The organism is Endozoicomonas montiporae CL-33 (assembly GCF_001583435.1).
GTDB lineage: Bacteria > Pseudomonadota > Gammaproteobacteria > Pseudomonadales > Endozoicomonadaceae > Endozoicomonas_A > Endozoicomonas_A montiporae.
Window position 1 is genome coordinate 4,319,303 of record NZ_CP013251.1, and the last position, 19,920, is coordinate 4,339,222.

21 protein-coding genes are annotated in these 19,920 nt (G+C 47.2%); 8 read left to right on the plus strand and 13 right to left on the minus strand.

Annotated features, from left to right (window positions below):
• Positions 1-21 precede the first annotated feature (21 nt).
• Positions 22-1,362: a transposase gene (locus EZMO1_RS19760; protein ID WP_145912517.1), complete on the plus strand. Its 1,341-nt coding sequence runs from the start codon at positions 22-24 to the stop codon at positions 1,360-1,362.
• Between the two features lie 63 nt (positions 1,363-1,425).
• Positions 1,426-2,913, plus strand: coding sequence for a sphingomyelin phosphodiesterase (locus tag EZMO1_RS19765; protein WP_034876044.1), 1,488 nt, complete (start codon positions 1,426-1,428; stop codon positions 2,911-2,913).
• 151 nt (positions 2,914-3,064) lie between these two features.
• On the opposite strand, the gene mnmL is transcribed toward EZMO1_RS19765, so the two are convergent.
• Complete coding sequence (gene mnmL / locus EZMO1_RS19770) at positions 3,065-4,009, minus strand: tRNA modification radical SAM protein MnmL/YtqA (protein ID WP_244886713.1); 945 nt, start codon at positions 4,007-4,009, stop codon at positions 3,065-3,067.
• A 116-nt stretch (positions 4,010-4,125) separates the two neighbouring features.
• The gene (locus EZMO1_RS19775; protein ID WP_034876037.1) at positions 4,126-4,431 is read right to left on the minus strand and encodes a hypothetical protein; all 306 of its coding nucleotides are present in this window, start codon (positions 4,429-4,431) and stop codon (positions 4,126-4,128) included.
• Positions 4,432-4,662: 231 nt separating this feature from the next.
• Between EZMO1_RS19775 and EZMO1_RS19780 the strand changes: the two genes are divergently transcribed.
• The 5 genes from EZMO1_RS19780 to EZMO1_RS19800 all read left to right on the plus strand — a co-directional run bounded on the left by EZMO1_RS19780 (position 4,663) and on the right by EZMO1_RS19800 (position 9,307).
• Complete coding sequence (locus EZMO1_RS19780) at positions 4,663-4,947, plus strand: hypothetical protein (protein ID WP_034876034.1); 285 nt, start codon at positions 4,663-4,665, stop codon at positions 4,945-4,947.
• A 249-nt stretch (positions 4,948-5,196) separates the two neighbouring features.
• Positions 5,197-6,732: a DUF1631 family protein gene (locus EZMO1_RS19785; protein WP_236632039.1), complete on the plus strand. Its 1,536-nt coding sequence runs from the start codon at positions 5,197-5,199 to the stop codon at positions 6,730-6,732.
• Positions 6,733-6,876: 144 nt separating this feature from the next.
• Complete coding sequence (locus tag EZMO1_RS19790; RefSeq protein WP_145912680.1) at positions 6,877-8,304, plus strand: transposase; 1,428 nt, start codon at positions 6,877-6,879, stop codon at positions 8,302-8,304.
• 82 nt (positions 8,305-8,386) lie between these two features.
• Positions 8,387-8,947 carry a DUF1631 family protein gene (locus EZMO1_RS19795; protein ID WP_160174057.1) on the plus strand — a complete coding sequence of 187 codons (561 nt, stop codon included), beginning with the start codon at positions 8,387-8,389 and terminating at the stop codon, positions 8,945-8,947.
• A 33-nt stretch (positions 8,948-8,980) separates the two neighbouring features.
• Positions 8,981-9,307 carry an Hpt domain-containing protein gene (locus EZMO1_RS19800; protein WP_034876024.1) on the plus strand — a complete coding sequence of 109 codons (327 nt, stop codon included), beginning with the start codon at positions 8,981-8,983 and terminating at the stop codon, positions 9,305-9,307.
• On the opposite strand, the gene EZMO1_RS19805 is transcribed toward EZMO1_RS19800, so the two are convergent.
• The 3 genes from EZMO1_RS19805 to EZMO1_RS19815 all read right to left on the minus strand — a co-directional run bounded on the left by EZMO1_RS19805 (position 9,298) and on the right by EZMO1_RS19815 (position 11,883).
• A complete protein-coding gene (locus EZMO1_RS19805; protein ID WP_034876021.1) occupies positions 9,298-9,918 on the minus strand; it encodes a MarC family protein in 621 nt (206 codons plus the stop codon). The genes EZMO1_RS19800 and EZMO1_RS19805 overlap by 10 nt on opposite strands.
• A gap of 274 nt (positions 9,919-10,192) precedes the next feature.
• Positions 10,193-10,882, minus strand: a complete 690-nt coding sequence (locus EZMO1_RS19810) for an SDR family oxidoreductase (protein ID WP_034876017.1) — start codon at positions 10,880-10,882, stop codon at positions 10,193-10,195.
• Positions 10,879-11,883 carry an adenosine deaminase gene (locus EZMO1_RS19815; protein ID WP_034876014.1) on the minus strand — a complete coding sequence of 335 codons (1,005 nt, stop codon included), beginning with the start codon at positions 11,881-11,883 and terminating at the stop codon, positions 10,879-10,881. Before EZMO1_RS19815 ends, EZMO1_RS19810 begins: the two co-directional genes overlap by 4 nt.
• Positions 11,884-11,975: 92 nt before the next feature.
• On the opposite strand from EZMO1_RS19815, the gene EZMO1_RS19820 reads away from it, so the two are divergent.
• Positions 11,976-12,692 carry a hypothetical protein gene (locus tag EZMO1_RS19820; protein ID WP_034876011.1) on the plus strand — a complete coding sequence of 239 codons (717 nt, stop codon included), beginning with the start codon at positions 11,976-11,978 and terminating at the stop codon, positions 12,690-12,692.
• 413 nt (positions 12,693-13,105) lie between these two features.
• Here EZMO1_RS19820 and frdD read toward each other — a convergent pair whose 3' ends face one another.
• From frdD to EZMO1_RS19860, 8 genes are all read right to left on the minus strand, one after another.
• Positions 13,106-13,456 carry a fumarate reductase subunit FrdD gene (frdD, locus tag EZMO1_RS19825; protein WP_034876008.1) on the minus strand — a complete coding sequence of 117 codons (351 nt, stop codon included), beginning with the start codon at positions 13,454-13,456 and terminating at the stop codon, positions 13,106-13,108.
• 13 nt (positions 13,457-13,469) lie between these two features.
• On the minus strand, positions 13,470-13,856 hold the full coding sequence (locus tag EZMO1_RS19830) for a fumarate reductase subunit C (protein ID WP_051789933.1): 387 nt from the start codon (positions 13,854-13,856) through the stop codon (positions 13,470-13,472).
• Positions 13,856-14,605, minus strand: coding sequence for a succinate dehydrogenase/fumarate reductase iron-sulfur subunit (locus EZMO1_RS19835; RefSeq protein WP_034876002.1), 750 nt, complete (start codon positions 14,603-14,605; stop codon positions 13,856-13,858). The genes EZMO1_RS19830 and EZMO1_RS19835 overlap by 1 nt, the downstream gene beginning before the upstream one ends.
• Positions 14,606-14,619: 14 nt before the next feature.
• The gene (frdA, locus tag EZMO1_RS19840; RefSeq protein ID WP_034875999.1) at positions 14,620-16,389 is read right to left on the minus strand and encodes a fumarate reductase (quinol) flavoprotein subunit; all 1,770 of its coding nucleotides are present in this window, start codon (positions 16,387-16,389) and stop codon (positions 14,620-14,622) included.
• An 883-nt stretch (positions 16,390-17,272) separates the two neighbouring features.
• Positions 17,273-17,935, minus strand: coding sequence for an HrpE/YscL family type III secretion apparatus protein (locus EZMO1_RS19845; RefSeq protein WP_051789931.1), 663 nt, complete (start codon positions 17,933-17,935; stop codon positions 17,273-17,275).
• The gene (locus tag EZMO1_RS19850; RefSeq protein ID WP_034875996.1) at positions 17,914-18,609 is read right to left on the minus strand and encodes a SctK family type III secretion system sorting platform protein; all 696 of its coding nucleotides are present in this window, start codon (positions 18,607-18,609) and stop codon (positions 17,914-17,916) included. Before EZMO1_RS19850 ends, EZMO1_RS19845 begins: the two co-directional genes overlap by 22 nt.
• Positions 18,606-19,361 (minus strand): type III secretion system inner membrane ring lipoprotein SctJ, encoded by a 756-nt coding sequence (gene sctJ / locus EZMO1_RS19855; RefSeq protein WP_051789930.1) that lies wholly within the window; start codon positions 19,359-19,361, stop codon positions 18,606-18,608. The genes EZMO1_RS19850 and sctJ overlap by 4 nt, the downstream gene beginning before the upstream one ends.
• Before the next feature lie 56 nt (positions 19,362-19,417).
• A complete protein-coding gene (locus tag EZMO1_RS19860; RefSeq protein WP_034875995.1) occupies positions 19,418-19,858 on the minus strand; it encodes an EscI/YscI/HrpB family type III secretion system inner rod protein in 441 nt (146 codons plus the stop codon).
• Between the last annotated feature and the right edge of the window lie 62 nt (positions 19,859-19,920).

Here is a 19,920-nt window from a genome sequence, read left to right on the forward strand (position 1 = left end):
CTCATTCACTGTCGTATTTCTATGCCTGCTAAGCAAGACAAAATTTTGGTCGATCGGTTAATCAATACTGTTCGCCAGCAAGCATCCCTAATACCTGATCATCGTCCCAATAATTGCAAGGAAAAAATTCTTCTCTCTGATGCAATAATGTCCGGTCTGGCTGTGATGCACATGAAATGCCCTTCACTTCTGAGCTTTGAGCATGAATGTAAAAATCCAAGGGTTGTTCACAACCTGCGCCAGATGTACGGCGTTCAGCGTATTCCCAGTGACACCCATCTGCGGGAGATACTTGACCCTATTGAAACTGATCATTTCAGGCCATTTTTCAAGTCACTCTTCTCTTACGTCCAGAGTTCGAAGTGGCTAAAAAAGTTTCAGTATTTTGAAGAAGGCTATCTGGCTCCAGTGGATGGTACAGGGCATTTCGCTTCAGGCAAGATTAGCTGCCCTGAATGTTGTATCAAAAAAGCCGATACTGATACCCCCCAGTATTACCACCAACTGTTGGCTATATGTCTGGTCAAGCCCGGACAAAAAGAGGTCTTGCCTCTGATGCCAGAGCCTATTACCAAGCAGGTCAATGCTTCTAAAAACGATTGCGAAAAAACCGCACTAAAGCGGTTGCTGGAAAACGTCTACAGAGAACATCCCAAACTAAAACTGGTACTGACATTTGATGACCTGTATTCAGATGGGCCGACGATAAAAATGGTCAAGTCTTATGGGTACAGCTTCATTATGGTGGCCAAGGACAGCGACCATGCGTCATTGGTTGAGGCGGTTGATACTCTGGATGCCAGGGGTGAGGTTAACCGTTATGAATACGTTGATGAGGACGGCTACCGGCACTGGTTCAGATACGTCAACAACGTTCCCATCAACAAGAGTCACAAGGATGTTCTGGTCAACTATCTGGAATATGTTGAGATTAGCCCCAAGGGCGAGAAATACACCAATGTCTGGGTAACAGATATCCAACTGACTGACGACAGCGTCACCAGAGTGATGCGCGGAGGCCGTGCGAAATGGAAGATTGAAAATGAAACCTTCAACACGCTCAAGACACAGGGTTACCACCTCGAACACAACTACGGACACGGCAAGGAGCATTTGGCTACAAACTTTGCCTGCCTGACGTTTACCGCCTTCCTTATTGATCAGATAGAACAGTTAGGGTGTTGCTTGTTTCAGAAAGCCTGGACGGCAAGCCACTCTAAAAAAGCGCTTTGGGAGCATATGAGAAGCCTGTTTCAGTGGTTTTTCATTGACTCTTGGCGAGACTTTTTTATGGCAATAATCTCAAGAACCTCTGAAGGAGTTGGTCATAATATCCGTTCTGTTATTCCAGATACTTCATAGCTGCCGGGGTGAGCCTGTGTCTGAGCGAAAAATTCATCCAGAATGTCAGCTTTGGGCTGAAGGTTGTTTGCTGCAAATCCGAAAAATGGTTCACCCTGCAGCAGGGTATACGTCTTAAGGCGTATATTTGTCGGGAATTGCTGTCACTTTACAGACATTGAACGTAAAAAGCGGAAACTGCCACTGGCAGCCCGCAAGGCACTGAAAGCCGTTACCACGGCTCTGTTTATTATCCCTTCTCTCGCTCTTGCCGTCATTGGCATGCCTTTTCGTATTGCCGGAAATGCGTTTCGGAGTGAGATGTCGATGATTTGTTCAGGTAAACCTGAGAAGCAATACTCACCACAACAGGGACTTCATCTGATGACATATAACACCGGATTAATGCCCGGTTTTATACGAAATTTAAACGACTTACGCTCATCCAATCGTCGAGCAGCTGAAATAGCTGAAGCACTGAATAGCCAGTCATCCTCTACCCAGCCGGATGTAGTCTGTTTTCAGGAAGTCTTTGATCGACATGCAACAGAGCACCTTTGCGAAGGGCTCAAACAAAGCTACCCATACATCGTCCACAGTGTTGCGCCCCGGGAAACAGGGCTAAATAGCGGATTAGCCGTTGCCAGTAAGTTTCCTGTACTGGATGCGTCATTTCGGCCATTTAAAGATCTGGCAGGTGAAGATCAACTGGCCAACAAAGGCCTGTTACGACTGGTTCTGGACTTGGGCGAGGGAAAGACAGCCATCGTATACAACACTCATCTGCAAGCCAAAGAAGGCGACAAATATCATAAGATCAGAACCTCTGAGCTGGCACAAATCCGGCAATGGATGGAACAGGACAGCAAAGAAGAAGAGTCGCAACACGAAGGCATTTTTCTGTCGGGCGATTTGAATATTTCTCAGGCTGATGAGCAGGGAAAATCAAATGCCGGGAAAGAGTATCAGGAGGGCATCGATGCTTTGGGCAGCGATTTTCATAACAGCTTTTATGAAACACACAACCCGCAAGATGGCAAGCGACTGCCTGGTAGTGCTCCTGTATTCCTCGATCTGAATCAGCCTGAGAGCCAGCACACACATACAGAACCCACTGGATCATGGTATCAGGGCGCAGGTGCTTCAGAACGACAGGACTGGGGAACGTCTAATTGGGAAGACAGCCGGAAAGTCGCTGATCACTGCTTGTATGACTACCAGTTTCTTTATGGCCCGGAAAAGGAGAATTGGGCATCTCATGCCGAGGTTCAGCAAATAGGAACAAACCTCAAACCTCTGCAGCAAAGTGGCCTGTCAGACCACTTGCCCGTTTCAGTCATATACAAAGAAGCAGCAGGGCTGAAACCAGCCCTTATGTCGATCAGAAACAGTCAGTTCCATACCCGTAAAATTCAACTTCTGATCGACCTCCTGAAAGACAAAAAGCACCTTAACCCCCTCGTACAACTACAACAATTCAGGTCGCGAGAGGGTAGTAGTCTCTCAGATAAAGAACACGAAGAACTCAACTTGCTGGAAAGAACCCTGAGAAATGCTTTCAGGCTTGAATAACAATTTAAAAACGATATGGCAGGTTGGTAATGCCAGAAACACAGAGACATAAGCTTTTTGCCTGTGTCAGGGAGTGGGACTGTGCCCTTTTATTCGCAAATTTATACGACATTTAAATGGCAACTCCCAACACAGCTATATAAATCCCAGCTTAACTGGATGTCATACAATCAGCTTCAAGCTTCCTGTAAATCAATCCAAGGATATCCCATTTCTTCATTGCCCACTCTGGTGAAAGCAGATATTGCCTCTCTCCAGAACCGGTCAGCCGATGAAACAGCAGATGTTCAGGTGCACGACGAATGACTTCTGCCATGACATGGGTGTATTCATCCATAGTCATTTCTTTTACCCTGCCCTGCTTCCAGTCCCGAGCCAGCTGAGTGCCTTTAACAATGTGCAATGGGTGGACTTTGATGGCATCTACACCAAGCTCGACCACACGATCAAAGCTGGTCAGAGTATCTTCCGGCACCTCTCCGGGCAGCCCCATAATCAGGTGTGTACACAGTTTCAATCCAAAGCCTTTCGCTCGTTTTACTGCGTCTTCGTATTCAGCAAATCCATGTCCCCGGTTAACGGCTATTAACGACGCATCAAAGGTGGATTGAAGTCCCAGCTCCAGCCAGACTTCATAACCTTTGTCCTGATACTCTTTCAGGAGAGCCAGTACCGGATCAGGTACACAGTCAGGACGTGTACCAACCGCCAGACCAATCACATCGTCATCAGACAATGCTTCGTCATAGTAGCGTCGCAAGTCATCAACAGAACCATAGGTGTTACTGTAGGACTGGAAATAAGCAATGAACTTCCCTGCTCCGGTTCGCTGTGACACTTTCTTTTTAGCGGACTGAATCTGGGCAGTGATATCTCCGGCATTCGTTGTGTCAGGGCTGAATGAAGCGTTATTGCAAAACGTACAGCCACCAATACCTTTAGTGCCATCACGGTTTGGACAGGTGAAAGAAGCATTGACTGATATTTTGTGGACTTTTTCACCGTACTTTGCACGCAGATAGCGTCCAAAGGTATTGACGAATCGTGTCATGTCCATAAAAGAGGGCACCTGAGACTTACAAAAGGGCGACAACATAATGTCTGACAGGTCTGCCGCCTATACGCATATTACGTGGACATGAAGGTGAGTTTGGAAATAGCCTGCAGGAAAGGTACACAGGTTAATACCATCAGTAAAACCTGTGCCTGAAGTCAATCAGCTTTTTTCATACGGTCAATCACTTCATCAACAACCGCTTTGACTTGTTCTTCATTCGCCTGAAGCGACAGCGTGTTATCGTCAGGAGCTACGCGCCATTCAATAATACGCTTAGCCAGTTTGCGAGCCATGACACCCACAACATCGTCCAGATAAGTGTCGTTAAACATGGGCAGGGGCATAAACCGCAAGTGCACCAGCAGCTGTTCCGGCTGTCCGTCTTCTTTCATGTGAATAGCAAAATCACCAGGGTCCGTGGTGCTCTGACTAATCGTTAACGTGAAGTGTTCACCGCTCATAAGATTCTCCATACCTGACTAAGTCAGTTGTCGGCTCTGATATCGAGGGCTAAAGATCGTTTTTACATAGATTGGAAATAACGATTTAACCTGTTTAGAACCGGTATCCCTGAACCAGCTTTTACCAGCCCATAACTTTTAGCTGATCATTGATGGCCAGCTATCAAGAACAAGGTCGATATATCTATCTATAGTAAATATGAGAATCAGCCCATAAACGGGGAGCCAGAAATGATCAATAACACCGACGCCGAACCACTTCGACCCGATAACAGTCGTGATCCGGTCAACCCGGTACAACCCAAAAGCCCGGTTGACGCCATAGAGGCCGACCGTTTTTCCGACATGATGAAGAAAAACAAAGACATGGAGGCTTCAGCTGAAGCTGATCAGGGTGCTGAAGGTGAGATTTCCCCTGCAGAATTGCAGGCACAAATTCGGGAAGGGATGTTCAAAACCGGATTTCAAAAGGCGATAGAAAGAGCAAGAGAAATGACAAAAGAAATGAAACAGTAGTATTTTGAAAAAAATACCGAATTCAAAGTCATTAGATTGACACCAAGCATATAGCTTCAAATTAATATGAAGTAAATATATAAAAAACACCCCCTCAATAAATTACACTAATTAAAATACCTTTTATCCAGGCTAAACTCGCCAACTGACTAAACGGTTTTATAGAGATCAACATCGTACAGGGAGTTGTTGTACATGTCTGAGAAGAGCAACAATGTAGTCTCTATCAATAAGCCCACCTCTCCTGTTATGCAGTTTGAGATTGAAACCTTATTTGAAAAATTAATCGACCAGTACATCACTCCCCAGCTCCCTTCTGTTGTTAATATTTTGATCGATCATGTATCGGAACAGCAGTTATCTGCTGTCAGTAATGTGGAACTGATGCAGTTAATGGAAACAGAAAAGAAGATAAAAAGCTCTAAAACCGAAATCATTGATTCGTGCGCAGATTATTTATACAACAGCATTAACAAATGGACACAGTCCGAAAAGAGCATTGATTCGACTTTGTCAGAAGACGACTTATGTCTGGTTGATAACACCACCTTTGAACAGAAGCTGGCGTGGCAGGCAGCGGCCAGACAGATGGAAACTTGTGAACAGGTTCAAAACCTTTATAACTGTGAATCAAGACTAAAAGACTTCCTCCCCCCCGACAGTCCACAAATACCTATCAGTTCTAATACTCTTTGCTTTAGTTTTGCCACAGCTCTCGCTCCATTAAATCTCAACCTCAGCACCATACATGAGTTTTTATCTTTCTTTGCAAAACATTTGAAGCTGCCGGCAGCACAGATGTGGCAACAGGCTGACAGCGATCTATCGGAGATGGGTCTGGAGTTAAACACACCTGAAATCGCGTCACACAGTGCAACAAGTGACCCCGTTACTCCTCAAACAAGCTCGAATGGATCAAAGAAAGCCGACTCCGCTCTGGTCGATCATATTGCTGAGCAGGTTGTTTCAAAAGTCGAGTCACTGATTGGACAACAAATTAATAAGACTATGAGTGAAACAGGCTCAGATTCATTAATTGTTTCCCCAGCCAGTTATCCAAGTCAGGATCTTGCTTCAATGCTGACCAGTATTCAGGATGAGCTGTCTGAGCAAACGTCCGTCATGTCCAATTTATCGGAATCCATAAAACACGGACTGGTTAATCGTGGAGTTACCCAGCACCTATCACCAAGGCAGGAAGATCTGATCAACCTGGTAGGTTTATTATTTGAATTCATCATTGACGACCATGAGCTTCCCGATGTTATAAAAAAAACCATAGGGCTTTTACAGATTCCAGTGTTAAAGCTGGCTTTAATTGATAAAGACTTTTTAACGAACCGAGAGCACCCCGGAAGACAGCTCCTGAATGATATGACATCCGCAGGCATGCACTGCAAAGAAAATGACAAACCGGTGGTTCACCTGATTGAAACTACAGTGATGACCATTATTCGAGGCTTTACTGATAACCCGAATATCTTTTCAGAGTGCCTCGACGAATTTAACCAAAGCCTGTTATTAATCAATCAAAAACCAATACACACTGTTGATGCTGACTGCTGGGGAACAGAAAGCGCTGAAGATATTACGGTGGCTACAACCCTCAACCACGACGTTACAGAACAGACAGAAGATGAGCCCGATATCACTGATACAAGCAGTTCTATTGATGAGGTATTGGACACATACCTGTCCAGATACAACCCTCAAAACCCCCTCAAAGATTTGGTATGCACAGGCTGGAAAGCTGTTTTACTCGATGCTGCAGTTTTTGATATTTGAGGGAGAGCAGGAAATGGCAGGGTGGCATAAGAGCAGACTACTACTGCAGCTCCGAATTCAAGCCTTGCGAGATTCCATCATAGCCACAGCAGCAGGTTGGAGGTAAGATCTCATAGGAACTTAATAACCGTCAAGTGTCGTATCTTGCTAATTCGCCCATTACCCGTTGTCACTGCCTTTCTGGATGCTTTGAATGATTCGCTCAAGTCCATCAATTCCTCTGCGCAGTTGAGTAGATCCCAGAAAGTGGCACTGGGCGTTTTTATCATGGGAATCGTGGTAACTAAAACTATTAACTGGGCTGCTTTTGAGCGCAGAAGCTTAGGCAGATTCAAAGCGACCCGTCTGTGCTGGATGTTTTATCAAGCAGAAATTGCATGGCAAAGCCTGCTACAGGCCAGCGTCAGAAATATTCTTCTACGCTATGGAATACAAAGTGGAACCCTTGCTATCGACGATACAGGAAAAAAGCGCACTAAAAGGACTTCAAAAATCGACGGTGCCCATAAGATAAAAGACAAATCAACAGGTGGTTATTTTAATGGGCAGGAACTGGTGTTTATGGTGCTCGTTACTGAAGTAGCTACCTTTCCAGTAGGGTTTCGCTTTTATATTCCTGACCCTGAGTTATCTGCATGGAGGAAGAAAGACAAGGCGCTCAGGAAGCAAGGCATTCAGAAAAAAGAACGACCGAACCGTCCTGAGCCAGATCATGTTCGTTACCCCACCATGCAGTCGTTGACGCTGGTTATGCTGCAAGAATTTGTTGATTCGTTTCCCAACATTACGATCAAAGCAATTCTCGCTGATGCACTGTATGGCACAGGAGACTTTATGGATAAGGCTGCGGAAATAACAGGCGGAGCCCAGGTTGTCAGCCAACTGCGCTCGAATCAGAAAGTATCCAACCGAAACTACTCGGAAGCGACTCTCAAAGCTTACTTTTCGCGCCAGAAAGGCGCTGAAACTCAACTCATAATACGCGGTGACAAAGAAGAGCAGGTCACGATGCTGGCTGCTCGGCTGTATGTTAAGGCTCATGGGAAAAGACGTTTTGTTATTGCCCTGAAGTATGAGGGTGAAGAGGATTATCGCTATCTGGTGGCTTCAGATATGTCATGGCGGCATACCGACATAGCCAGGATTTACACCTTGAGGTGGTTGGTCGAGGTTTTCATTCAAGACTGGAAAGCTCATTGTGGCTGGAACAGGTTGAGCAAACAGCAAGGTGCTGACGGATCGCAGCGCGGCGTGATCCTGAGCCTGCTGTGCGAACACATGCTGTTACTGCACCCTGAGCAATTCGTCCTACTGAAAAACAAACAGGCCGGAATGCCCGCAGGCTGTCTGATCGAACGCCTCAATGCAGAAGCCTTGCTTGCTACGGTGAAATCAGTTGTTGAATCGGAAGATCCAGATACCGAGCTTAAGGCTCTGGCCTTAGCCTTAGAGCATACTTTGCCCAAGCGGGAGTCGAGCAGGCATATGGCTGGTAGAGACCTGGGAGAACAAAAGGCAACTGACTCACTCAAAGCACACGCCCGGAAGTTTAAACTTTTAGATGCAGCTTAGAATCGAGATAAATACGTTACTTGTTTAGGTAAAACTGCAGCATCGAGTTTTAGAATTCTCGCTGAAACAAAATCACTCTGATGTGCAATGGTTCCACCGCGTCAATATTATGGATATGCTGCTATGGAATCTTCAGGAGGGCCACCAACAATCGCTCTCTCATGATGACTGGCTATTACTGAAAAATCACCTTTTGGAACTCCTGAATGAAATTGAATTCAACCCTTTCGATGTTGCGGAATGGTTTCATACCATCAATGCCATGACAAGCAGGCAACTTGATCTTGAAGAAGAAGAAATAATCATCCAGAAAGGAGTTGAACAGAACCCTAGCCAGTATCAGTTTAACGTTGATAATAACTGGGAGCCTGAATTTGAGGATACAGAATATGAAATGCCAGTGGTTGGGCAGTGGGTTGAGTTCATCGGAAAAAATGACCACCGCTTGCGATGTAAGCTGGCTACAATTAATTTACGCACGGATCGTTATGTTTTTGTGAATAAGTCAGGCATGAAAGTTGCTGATTGGTCGGGCTCAGAACTGGGAAGAGCAATTAGCAACCAGAGAGTAGAGCTGCAGGACAATCATCAATTCTTTGACCGGGCATTACAGGCAGTAATGGGAAACTTCCTGAAGTTTTAATTTGCTAAAAGGACAAAGAAACGGAGAAACACCATGCTGGACCTGACCAACCTTCAGCAGATCACTGACGGCAACAGAGCCATGCTTAATTCACTTTTATCCGAGTTTGTACGCACGACAGACAGTGACCTTAAGGATCTTGCCAACGCAGTCAGCAGCCAACAAAAGGATCTGATCACCAGACTTTCTCACAGAATTAAAGGCGCGGCCTCAATTGTCGGTGCTTCTGAGCTTGCCGAATTAACCGGTGAGCTGGAAACAAAAGGTAAACAGGCTCATCCTGATGATTCATCAGAATTGCTAAATAAAATCATCGATTGCTACAACGATGTATCTAAAGAGATTGACCTCTACAAATGAGTCGGGGGAGAAGTTCCCAGCCCCGTGATTCCCTGGAAAACAATCTCAACTGCCAATGCGCATAACAGCATCCCCATCACCCTGATCAAAATAGCTGAGCCACTGTCACCCAGCCATTTGTGAATCGAATTAGCCATTAACAGAAGCAGATAGGTAATAAGAAGAACGACAATAAGCGTCACTGATGTCAAAAGCTGCTCATCAAGGCCATATCGACGGTTATCGGTGATCACCACAACGGCTGTCAGCGCGCCCGGACTTGCCATGGAAGGAATCGCAAGAGGAAAGACTGCAATATCATGTCCGGGCTCTGCCCGATCGTGAGAGTGAGAAACATCATCCCCAAACAACATCTTCAGACTGAACAGGAACAGAATAACACCACCTGCAATCTGGAATGATCCCAATTGAATACCCATCGCGGTAAGAATTAGCTGACCGACCACAACAAACAGCAACAGAATGGCGCCACTGTAAATGGTTGCGCGTAATGCAATACGGTTTCGGTCACGAGGAGCAAATCCGCCTGTTATTGACAAAAACAGCAACAAAGTACCGATCGGATCAATAACAGCAAAAAGCAGGACAAAGTCGTGAATCAGTTGTTGCATAAGTACGCCGGCCAGTTGAAACAAAAGAAACTACCGTTAATAAATATCGACCAATCACATACTTACTTCTGTAATCCCCGCCGAGCTGTTTTGTCTCGCTCTGACGCCGGGCTCAAAACGACATAAAAGCCTGCTGGCAGTGCTTCAAATGTAATGATTTTAGGGGTTAGACCCGCCGATGAGGCGATTATATTGGGTATGATAAACATCGTACTGCAGGAAGATGGAACCTCAGTATAGTTCCATCTTCCGACTTCTCATCGCGAACGCCGGCTTACCAGGGGATGACCGAACCATCGTATTTAAAGAACTGGCCGGACGTTTCAAGTGTGAGCTGCTCCATGACGTTACGCAGACCACCAATGGAGGTTTCAGTGTTAATCAATGCATTGGGGCCACCCATATCAGTCTGTACCCAGCCCGGATGACAAATCGCCACACTGATACCTTTACCCGACAAATCATGGGCAAGGCTTTTCCCAACCGCATTCAGCGCAGCTTTGGAAGAACGGTAGATATAACTTCCGCCAGAAGTATTGTCTGCGATACTGCCCATTATGCTGCTCATCAAGAGAATTTTCCCGTCAGCAGCCATCAGTTCTACCAGTTCCTGAACCACCAGTAATGGAGACACAGTATTTATCTGTAAAACCTGCATCCACTCCTGCTCTGTTACTTCACCAAAAGGCAGGCGCTCACCGTATATACCAGCATTATTGATGAGCAAATCAATGCGCTGTCCCTGCAGGGTGTATTTCAGATTAGTCAGCTGTGCAGCATTGGTAACATCCAGAGGAATCGTTTCCAACCGATCACCGACATCCTGCTTAAGCTTCAGCAACTCTCCCGCAGACTCGGGTGCACGACAGCAGGCATAGACCTTATCCCCATCCGCCAGATATTGTTTACAAAACTCCAATCCCAAGCCTCGATTGGCTCCGGTAATCACAACGATTTTACTCATGGCTTTCTAAACTCCATAAAAGCGCTTTCAAGTTGTTGAAGATATCCAGCTCTCAATTCATCAGTGATAAAGCTGGCGTGAAAACTGTTTTTTACTAACTGGTAAATATCGTCGTCGGTTAATGACAAAGCCGCCTTGATTGCCCGATAGTTGTCGTTCACATAACCACCAAAATACGCCGGGTCGTCAGAATTAACGGTTACCAGCAGTCCTTTGTTTAACATAGACTTCAGATTATGATCTTCAAGGCGTTTGACGACCTTCAATTTCTCGTTCGACAAAGGACAAACTGTCAGGGGAATCTGGTTTTCAACCAGATAGCCCACCAGATGGCTGTCTTCCTCACACCGAACACCATGATCAATACGTTCTGCCCCAAGACTGTTGATGGCTCCCCAGATGTAGTCCGCAGGCGCTTCCTCTCCGGCATGAGCTACCGTTTTTAAGCCATGTTCTCTGGCTTTATCAAATACTGCTTTGAATTTTTCAGGAGGATGACCCATTTCAGAAGAGTCCAGCCCCACACCGATAATCCACTGATGCCATGGCCGTGACAGCTCCAGAGTGTCCATGGCAGCTTCAGCACTCAAGTGGCGCAAAAAACACAGAATAATCTCGCTGGTAATACCCAGCTTCTGCTCACCATCCCTGAGTGCAGAGTGAATGCCTGTAATCACCGCTTCAAACGAAATCCCGCGATCAGTATGGGTTTGAGGGTCAAAAAAGATTTCGGTATGAACAACATTATCCCGCTGGCAACGCAATAAATAAGCCCAGGTCAGATCATAAAAGTCCTGACTGGTTTGCAAAACACCGGCTCCGGCATAATAAATATCAAGAAACGATTGCAGATCACTAAACTCGTAGGCTTGACGAACCTCTTCAACACTGCTGTGTGGTAACTCGATGTTATTGCGGGCGGCCAGCTCAAACATCAACTCCGGCTCCAACGTTCCTTCAATATGCAAATGTAACTCAGCCTTGGGCAACGCATTAATCATGGAGGAAGCTCCTTCAGATATTTCGGGCTATTATGTCAATAATGGAGTAATAATTAATGTAAAGATACTTCTAAACTCAGGGATTGAAGGTCATGGCAGGAAAGATTGACAACAACTCGGGCATTACTCCTCCTATACAGCCAGAGAGTACACCTCAAACTGAGCCGCCTGTTGGAAAGTTAGGCAGCAAAACCGTTTCTCCCCATTCCCTTGATGAAAACCTGCAACAGGGACTGCAATCCAGAGCCCAGCCCGATAAAGAGATCACTGACCGTTCAGTGTCACGGCCGCCTTTGAGCAAGGAAAAACTTGATTTGGTGCGAGACCTGATCCGCAATAAGTCATGGGGGGGCGTTCAGAATGTGTTGAATGAAGATGTCAAGTCACTGGAGCACTTTGACCAGCTGGCTGAGATTGCTCCAAGAAAACTGCCTCTAGAAGCCCAACAGCTCGTGGTTAACCGTTATGCAGAAGTAGCGGCCGAGCGTATTCATGCACAACTGACCGATTTAAAGGGCAGTGCTTCGGAACAGCTCGACAGCCTGAATTTATACTTTATTCGTCCAGACAGCCCACACAACGCCGTTAAAATTATATGCCGCTCTGTCAGTAATGACTTTATGCAAGCCAGCAAATTTCAGCCTTCTCTTGAACAATCACTCAGAGATCAGATGGAAACTCACTCATTTAAGCTCTTAAAGCGGAGTGTAAAAATACTGGACGAACAAGTTGCCACTGAAGGTAGCCCGGAACAGAAACGGAAAAACCTATGGCAGATTAACCAGCGGTTAATTGAAGTAGGCGGGTGATTCTGGGACACCAGCGATAACCCTGATTACAAGTCACCTAACTGATAATCAAACTGGGCTGCAGCCTGCCGTTTTTGCCAGCGTAATTATGGTGTACAGAAGAATAACTGTAACGGTATCAAAACTGGCAGCAACCGATTGAGACGTAATACCAATTCCGTTTTCTAAATATGACCATGAGCAAACCATTCCGGGTCGCGGGACAAGGCGGAATTGGTATAAACCTTGTCCCAGAGCTGCAAGTTGTAATAGTTTTTCCTGACAATGAATAATCCTTTGAAGATCACTGATGTCTCGACTTTAGAGTTCCCAAAGAACACCGTGAAACTTCTGTCTTCAAAATCATACAGACAAAAAAAAGGAGCAAGCCAAAAAGCTCACCCCTTTCTTTTTTGTCACTGACTGTCCCTTTATCAGAACAGTACAGCCACCACTGTCGCAATGCTCAATACCAGAGTACCGCCGTAGCACAGAGCTTTAACGGCAACGCCAGGGTGCATGCCCAGATCGTGAGAACCGTGATAGATACGGTGGATACAAGCCCAGTAAGAAGGAACCAGTACCACCAGCAGTGCCAGCTGACCAATGATGTTGTTCAGGAAGAAACCGGACATACGCTCGTAAGACAACGCTTCAGCCGGAATCACGCCCAGAGAGGACAGCAGAACAACCAGAATCATCGCCGGGAAAAACAGCGCGATGGTAGTGCCGCCAGCACCAAACAGGCTCCACAGCAGGGGTTCAATATGACGCTTCTGACTCATCTTATTTACTCCCTTAAACCATTACTGCTGCAGCCAGAATCACAGCAGAAATACCTGCCAGACCCGCATACATCAGCTTGTTAACAACATTATCAGCAACTTTCTTGCGAATGAACTGCGGCAGAACGCGCGGCGTCATGTCGAAGTAAGTCACAGCGTGGTACAGGGTCATGCCCAGAGTCACCACAGTGAACAGAATCATCAGTGGGTTAGCCTGGAAAGACAGCCAGCTGCTCCACGCTTCTTCACTTTTGCCCAGTTGCAGGATACCCCAGAACAGGTTAACTGCGTACAGCGCATCGAACACACAGGATGCTTCACGCACCATGTAGTTACGGTAGTACGGGTGATCCATGAACCAGGTACGCTTCATCGGGCGTACATAAGGACGACGACTCATCACTTAGCTCCTTTGCGTGGCATCAGGAAGGACAGAGCCCAGTCCTGGGAACCTTGCAGTTTGTTCTGGTTGATAGCAGCAGCCGGGTCAACGTTCTTAGGGCAAACCTCTGAACAGTAACCAACGAAAGTACAGGACCATACGCCGTTCTTGCCCTGAATCACTTCTGTACGCTGATCGTAACCTTCGTCACGGGAGTCCAGATTGTAACGGTGACCCAGAGCGATAACCGCAGGACCAGTGAACAGCGGGTTCAGACCCATCTGTGGGCAAGCGGAGTAGCACAGCATACAGTTGATGCACATGGAGAACTGCTTATAGAGGCCCAGCTGCTCAGGTGTCTGCTTGTTCACACCTTCTTCAACCGGCTTCTCCATCGCATTGATGATGTACGGCTTAACGGATTCCAGCTTCTTGATGAAGTCAGCGGAGTCCACCACCAGGTCACGCTCGATCGGGAAGTTGGCCAGAGGCTCAACTTTGATAGCGTTCGGGTAGTAGTCGCGCAGGAAGGTTTCACAGCCCAGCTTTGGTGTGCCGTTGATCACCATACCGCAGCTACCACACACCGCCATACGGCAGGACCAGCGGTACGACAGGGAAGAGTCCAGTTCATCCTTGATGTGTTCAAGAGCGTCCAGCATGGACCAGTCTTCAACGTAAGGAATCTCAAACGTGCCGTAACTTGGCTTTTCATCGGTTTCCGGATTGTATCGCAGAATCTCGATGCTAATGGTTTTATTGCTCATTCACGCAACTCCTTTTACTTCTTGTTCTTTTCAGCTTCAGCACCGTACACACGGGCTTCTGGCTGATAACGGGTAACGTTTACGTCCTGGTATTCCAGAGTCGGTTCAGCGTCACCATTGAAGTAAGTCAGGGTGTGCTTCAGGAAGTTCTCGTCGTCACGCGCTTCGAAACCATCGATACGCTGGTGCGCACCACGGGATTCCTTACGGTTAACACCACCCACTGCCATACAGTGAGCAACGGTCAGAGAGCTTTCCAGTTCGAACGCCTGCAGCAGCTCAGTGTTGAAGACCTTGCTCTTGTCTTCAATCTTCACGTTTTTCATGCGCTCACGCAGTTCGGCCATCTTGTCAACGCCTTCCTGCATTTCTTCACCGATACGGTAGATGCCGAAGCACTTCTCCATAGTCAGTGCCATTTCCTTACGGATATGGGACAGCTTTTCAGTACCGTTAGCATTACGCATGCTTTCAATGCGATCCAGGTGAGCACGAGCCTGATCGAGCAGCTTCTTCTCGTCAGACAGGGTGGCCTGCTTGGCGAAGTCAGCGGCACGATCACCGGCAACAGCACCGAATACAACGGTTTCTGCCAGAGAGTTGGAACCCAGACGGTTCGCACCGTGCATACCAACAGACGCACACTCACCCGCAGCGTACAGGCCAGCGATGTCAGTCGCAGTATTGATGTCAGTGCGGATACCACCCATGGTGTAGTGAACCGCCGGACGTACTGGTACAGGTTCTTTAACCGGATCAACACCCAGATAGTTCTTGGCCAGGGAGCAGATCAGAGGCAGACGCTCCATCAGCTTCGCCTCACCAAGATGGGTCAGGTCCAGCATGACGGCATCACCCAGTGCGGTTTTCACAGTGTTGCCCTTACGCTGTTCCTGCCAGAAAGCCTGAGACAGCTTGTCACGAGGACCCAGTTCCATGTATTTGTTCTTTGGCTGACCAACTGGAGTTTCCGGTCCCAGACCGTAGTCCTGCAGGTAACGGTAGCCGTCTTTGTTCAGCAGGATACCGCCTTCACCACGGCAACCTTCGGTCATCAGTACGCCAGAACCCGGCAGACCGGTTGGGTGGTACTGAACGAATTCCATGTCACGCAGAGGTGCGCCAGCACGCAGAGCCATACCGTGACCGTCACCGGTAACGATAGCGCCGTTGGTGTTGAAGCGGAAAATACGACCGGAGCCGCCAGTTGCGAAGACAACAGACTTGCCCAGGAATACCTTAGGCTCGCCAGTTTTAACTTCGATTGCGGTAACACCCTGAGCACGGCCATCTTCCATGATCAGGTCAGTGGCAAAGTACTCGTCGTAACGTTCGATAGACGGGAACTGGGTGGAGGTCTGGTACAGGGTGTGCAGCATGTGGAAGCCGGACTTGTCCGCTGCGAACCAGGTACGCTCAATCTTCATACCACCGAAAGCACGTACGTTTACATCGCCGTCGGCCTTACGGTTCCATGGGCAGCCCCAGTGTTCCAGACGAATCATTTCGTTGGTGGAGTTCTGAACGAAGTAATCGACTACGTCCTGATCACACAGCCAGTCACCACCTGCAACGGTGTCCTGGAAGTGGTTTTCAAAGGAGTCGTGATCCTGGATTACGCCAGCAGAGCCACCTTCAGCCGCCACGGTGTGGCTACGCATTGGGTAAACCTTGGAGATCAGGGCAACTTTCAGACTCGGATCTTTTTCCGCTACTGCAATGGCAGCTCGCAGACCGGCACCGCCAGCACCTACGATTACTACATCGGCCTTAATGACCTGCATTATGCCAACCTCTGTGAGGGTCCGGTGTACCCGAATCGCAAGCGCCTCTGGTTCCGGACGGGTTTATTGAAAACTGCTCGAAAAGCACAAAACCTGAATGGGAATAGCAGCTGTCATTGACCGCTATTCCCGTTCAGGCTTTCAGTAAAAATTTGACCAGACTCATTCATCAAACTGACATCCCAACTGCGGATTAAGACGCGAAATTGAATACCGAATGTATTTGGCTGGCTTGACAGTATTTAGTCATGGTCGCGTACTCCGGTTTGTAAAGCACTGAATTGTCACAGAAACTGGACGGAACAGGCCATCAGTATAGCTGCGATAACGACTTCGGCTTCCCCACTAGGAGCCTGTCGGACTTAGCCGACCGTAGCGAGAAAAAGACCGGTTTGAGACAGTTTTGACGATCATTTGAGGCGAATAGCGAGCTATTCAACGAAAAGGATCGTCAAAAATGGCCAAATCCGGCTTTTTCGCAGTAGGTCAGTGGTAAGTCTGACAGGCTCCTAGGAGGCTGTCCGAGAGTAGCGCCCGTAGCGAGGATGGCAGAAAATTGAGGATGAAAAAGCGGTTTTGTAAGGAGAATAGCGAGCTATTTGACGAACAAAAGCGATTTTTCAGACCAATTTGCTGCCACCGCAGTAGGGCAGACTATTCTCGGACAGCCTCTCCTAGTAACGACGTCGATATATACATACTGTCAATAATTAATTTGTTAGCGAAATTTAGAGATTTGAGGGGAAAAACACAATCACGAAATCCCTCAATTAAATCCGTATTTGACGTAGGACAAGGGCAGGAACGAAGTCGTTCACAAGTGAAAACAAAAGAACAGGATCGTCAGTAAAAACACGTCATTAATGCAACAGCTTTAACAGTTTTAATCATGCCCAAGAAGGCTGTCATCATTACTGATACTTTTGATCGCCGAGGTATGAGTTTTTTCAAACCGCTTTTGCAGTGCCGCAATTTGCAGGTCTACACTGGCATCAACGACACCTATCTCGCTCTCCATGATACAGTCGCCCGTAGAAAGACGCTGGTCAGCAACAAGATCAATAAAGCCAACACCTTTATATTCAGAAAGAATGTCGTTTAACTTGGCCTTCACCATCTTGAATTGACTGGGAGGAATACGAATGGTGACCTGCTTTTCATTTCTGACATGCTGCAGGGCATTGCGAACCAGGTTAACCGCCAGTTCTTCCTGATCAAACTCGCCAATAATCTTTTTTACACCGGACATCAGGATTTCTGCCAGCGTTGTTTCCACTTCCGCAAGATAGTTAATGGTTCGACTGACGACTTTAAACATCTGGTCAGCCTGATCTATCTTGCTTTCGGCAACACCATCCTCGTAGCCTCTTTGCTTTTCCTGCTCATACGCAAGTTTGGACGCTTCAATGATCTGCCCTGCTTTTTCCCGGGCTGCAAGGATAATGTCCTTTGCCTCCAGGTACTGAGCATAATCACGGGCTTTTAATACTTTGGCTGCCGGGTCAATATGCAGCATGCCATCAATCAGGACAACAGGAGACGCCATTCTTTATCAACCTCCCTGTAAGCTTTGACCATTAAATTGACACATTCTGTTTCCGAGAGATTCAGAGCCTGAGTGTCTGATAACGAGGCTTTACACGACTGAGGCAGTTTTAACTCCAGCCTTTTTCTGAACGACTGCGGTGATTGGGAAAATGCCTTCCCGATCACCTGTAAGCCATTGGTCTGGAGAAACTGTCTGAAGCGTTGTAAATGATTCCAGTCAATCAACAAACTGGGCCCCTGGCTGCTGGCTGCCCGACTGATAAACTGCGCTTTTTTTACAGCAAACCGGTAAGCGTCGGCCCCAAGACACTTTTCCAGAGCAACCCGCTCTTTACGGCGAACCGCATTGCGGATGACATCCTCATTGAGAACAATGCCTATATAGGTCGCAGTCTTTAAAACAGTATCCGTTGTCGCCAGGACAATTCTTTTTGCGGGCTGCTCAAAATCATAGTCGTAATCTTCCTGCAATGAGAACTGCGTTAGCAGATAGTGGGAAAGGTAGAAATCGGCATTCCCGGCCTTTCTGAGCTGGGAGACCAGCGGTGACAGTTTTACTGTTGTCAGCCAGGTAGAATCAATGTAACGAACCAGATAAAGGTTGAACTCAGCAACCCGTTGAAACAGGTCGAGGCTTTGCCGACCATCAATAAGCGGATGAGAGGTAGTCATTTCGCTTCTCCAACCGCTTTAGCCGGAGTACGCATGTAGAACCACCAGTAGGCACCACCTGCACCCGCCAGAATAAGCACCACCAGACCCAGTAGAATAAAAATGATCAGAGTCGATTTTGACTGGCTCTTTTCAGGCGTCAGCAGGCTGTTCTGATTGATTCGAGTCGCGGGAAACAGGGAAACCGTGATTTTATCCAGTGACAAGCCTTCAATGCTGTTTGAAACCAGTGTTTTTACTTTAGGGATAAAACCTGCCAGCTCCAGTTCCGGAGTGTATTTGATAAAGACCGAGGCTGAAGACGGGTAGTTAACATCGCTCAGAGTATCCTGTTCCTGTGGTAATACCACATGAACGCGAGCCGTAATCACACCATCAATCATCGACAGGGTAGACGACAGTTCCTGTGACATTGAATAGGTATAACGCGCTCTTTCTTCTGTTGGTGAAGAGATCAGGCCATCTTTAGGGAAAATGTCACCAATGGAGGAATACTTTTCTTTGGGGTATCCAAGACTTTTAAGTAGCTTTATGGATCGGGACACTTCGTCAGTCGCTACGACTAAAGTCACATTTTTGTCTTTGTCGAGTGTTTTTTCTGCTGCCACTTTACCGTCCAGCAAAATAGCGAGCATTTCATTACCTTCTTTCTCGCTAAGACCGGAATAAAGCTCAACCTTACAAGCCACAAGCAATAAACTGAGAGAGAGAACGCCCAGTACCCTGAGCCTGCGCAGTAAGTTATATTTCATCAAAGAGCAACCTGCTGGTTACAATGTTCCGGACGATTGCTACCAGCCAGGAAGCCTTACTGGTTCTTCAATAGCGTATCGAACGTTTGAGTGCTCTTACTGACGATTTTACCGATGTAATCCTCAGTCACCATCAGGTTGGTCATCGCCATCTGAGTCTTAAACATTTGTTGCATGTTCATGACCTCACCTTCACCAGGTGGTGTCATGGCGCTCTGGACATTAGCTCGCCCAGCTTCCACATGATCTCTTAATCCCTGCATACCCCGGAGTATTTTGTCTCCCAGAGTCAGTGCTTCACCGTCAACAGGTGCTACCTGCTCAACCCCTTCTGCCAGAACGTTTTGTCCGTTCGCATTTTTTCCGGGGTTTTGTGACAGCAGCTCTCCAAATTTTTCAGCCGCTGAAGCATCCGCCTGATCAGGGGATTCAGTCGGCTCCAGAGATTTGAGAGCCTTTTCAGCCAGCTGGCTGGAGTTGCTAATATTTTCGGCCATTTTTGGGACCTCTTGAGTCGCTAAGGTACTCCATCGTCAGGTGATACTCCTCCCGAATGAGA

Bases quoted from the DNA above. Each gene is read 5' to 3' on its own strand.
- EZMO1_RS19760 (WP_145912517.1), top strand. From the start codon at position 22: ATGCCTGCTAAGCAAGACAAAATTTTGGTCGATCGGTTAATCAATACT.
- mnmL (WP_244886713.1), bottom strand. From the start codon at position 4,009: ATGTTGTCGCCCTTTTGTAAGTCTCAGGTGCCCTCTTTTATGGACATG.
- EZMO1_RS19775 (WP_034876037.1), bottom strand. From the start codon at position 4,431: ATGAGCGGTGAACACTTCACGTTAACGATTAGTCAGAGCACCACGGAC.
- EZMO1_RS19780 (WP_034876034.1), top strand. From the start codon at position 4,663: ATGATCAATAACACCGACGCCGAACCACTTCGACCCGATAACAGTCGT.
- EZMO1_RS19785 (WP_236632039.1), top strand. From the start codon at position 5,197: ATGCAGTTTGAGATTGAAACCTTATTTGAAAAATTAATCGACCAGTAC.
- EZMO1_RS19800 (WP_034876024.1), top strand. From the start codon at position 8,981: ATGCTGGACCTGACCAACCTTCAGCAGATCACTGACGGCAACAGAGCC.
- EZMO1_RS19805 (WP_034876021.1), bottom strand. From the start codon at position 9,918: ATGCAACAACTGATTCACGACTTTGTCCTGCTTTTTGCTGTTATTGAT.
- EZMO1_RS19810 (WP_034876017.1), bottom strand. From the start codon at position 10,882: ATGAGTAAAATCGTTGTGATTACCGGAGCCAATCGAGGCTTGGGATTG.
- EZMO1_RS19815 (WP_034876014.1), bottom strand. From the start codon at position 11,883: ATGATTAATGCGTTGCCCAAGGCTGAGTTACATTTGCATATTGAAGGA.
- EZMO1_RS19820 (WP_034876011.1), top strand. From the start codon at position 11,976: ATGGCAGGAAAGATTGACAACAACTCGGGCATTACTCCTCCTATACAG.
- frdD (WP_034876008.1), bottom strand. From the start codon at position 13,456: ATGAGTCAGAAGCGTCATATTGAACCCCTGCTGTGGAGCCTGTTTGGT.
- EZMO1_RS19830 (WP_051789933.1), bottom strand. From the start codon at position 13,856: ATGAGTCGTCGTCCTTATGTACGCCCGATGAAGCGTACCTGGTTCATG.
- EZMO1_RS19835 (WP_034876002.1), bottom strand. From the start codon at position 14,605: ATGAGCAATAAAACCATTAGCATCGAGATTCTGCGATACAATCCGGAA.
- frdA (WP_034875999.1), bottom strand. From the start codon at position 16,389: ATGCAGGTCATTAAGGCCGATGTAGTAATCGTAGGTGCTGGCGGTGCC.
- EZMO1_RS19845 (WP_051789931.1), bottom strand. From the start codon at position 17,935: ATGGCGTCTCCTGTTGTCCTGATTGATGGCATGCTGCATATTGACCCG.
- EZMO1_RS19850 (WP_034875996.1), bottom strand. From the start codon at position 18,609: ATGACTACCTCTCATCCGCTTATTGATGGTCGGCAAAGCCTCGACCTG.
- sctJ (WP_051789930.1), bottom strand. From the start codon at position 19,361: ATGAAATATAACTTACTGCGCAGGCTCAGGGTACTGGGCGTTCTCTCT.
- EZMO1_RS19860 (WP_034875995.1), bottom strand. From the start codon at position 19,858: ATGGCCGAAAATATTAGCAACTCCAGCCAGCTGGCTGAAAAGGCTCTC.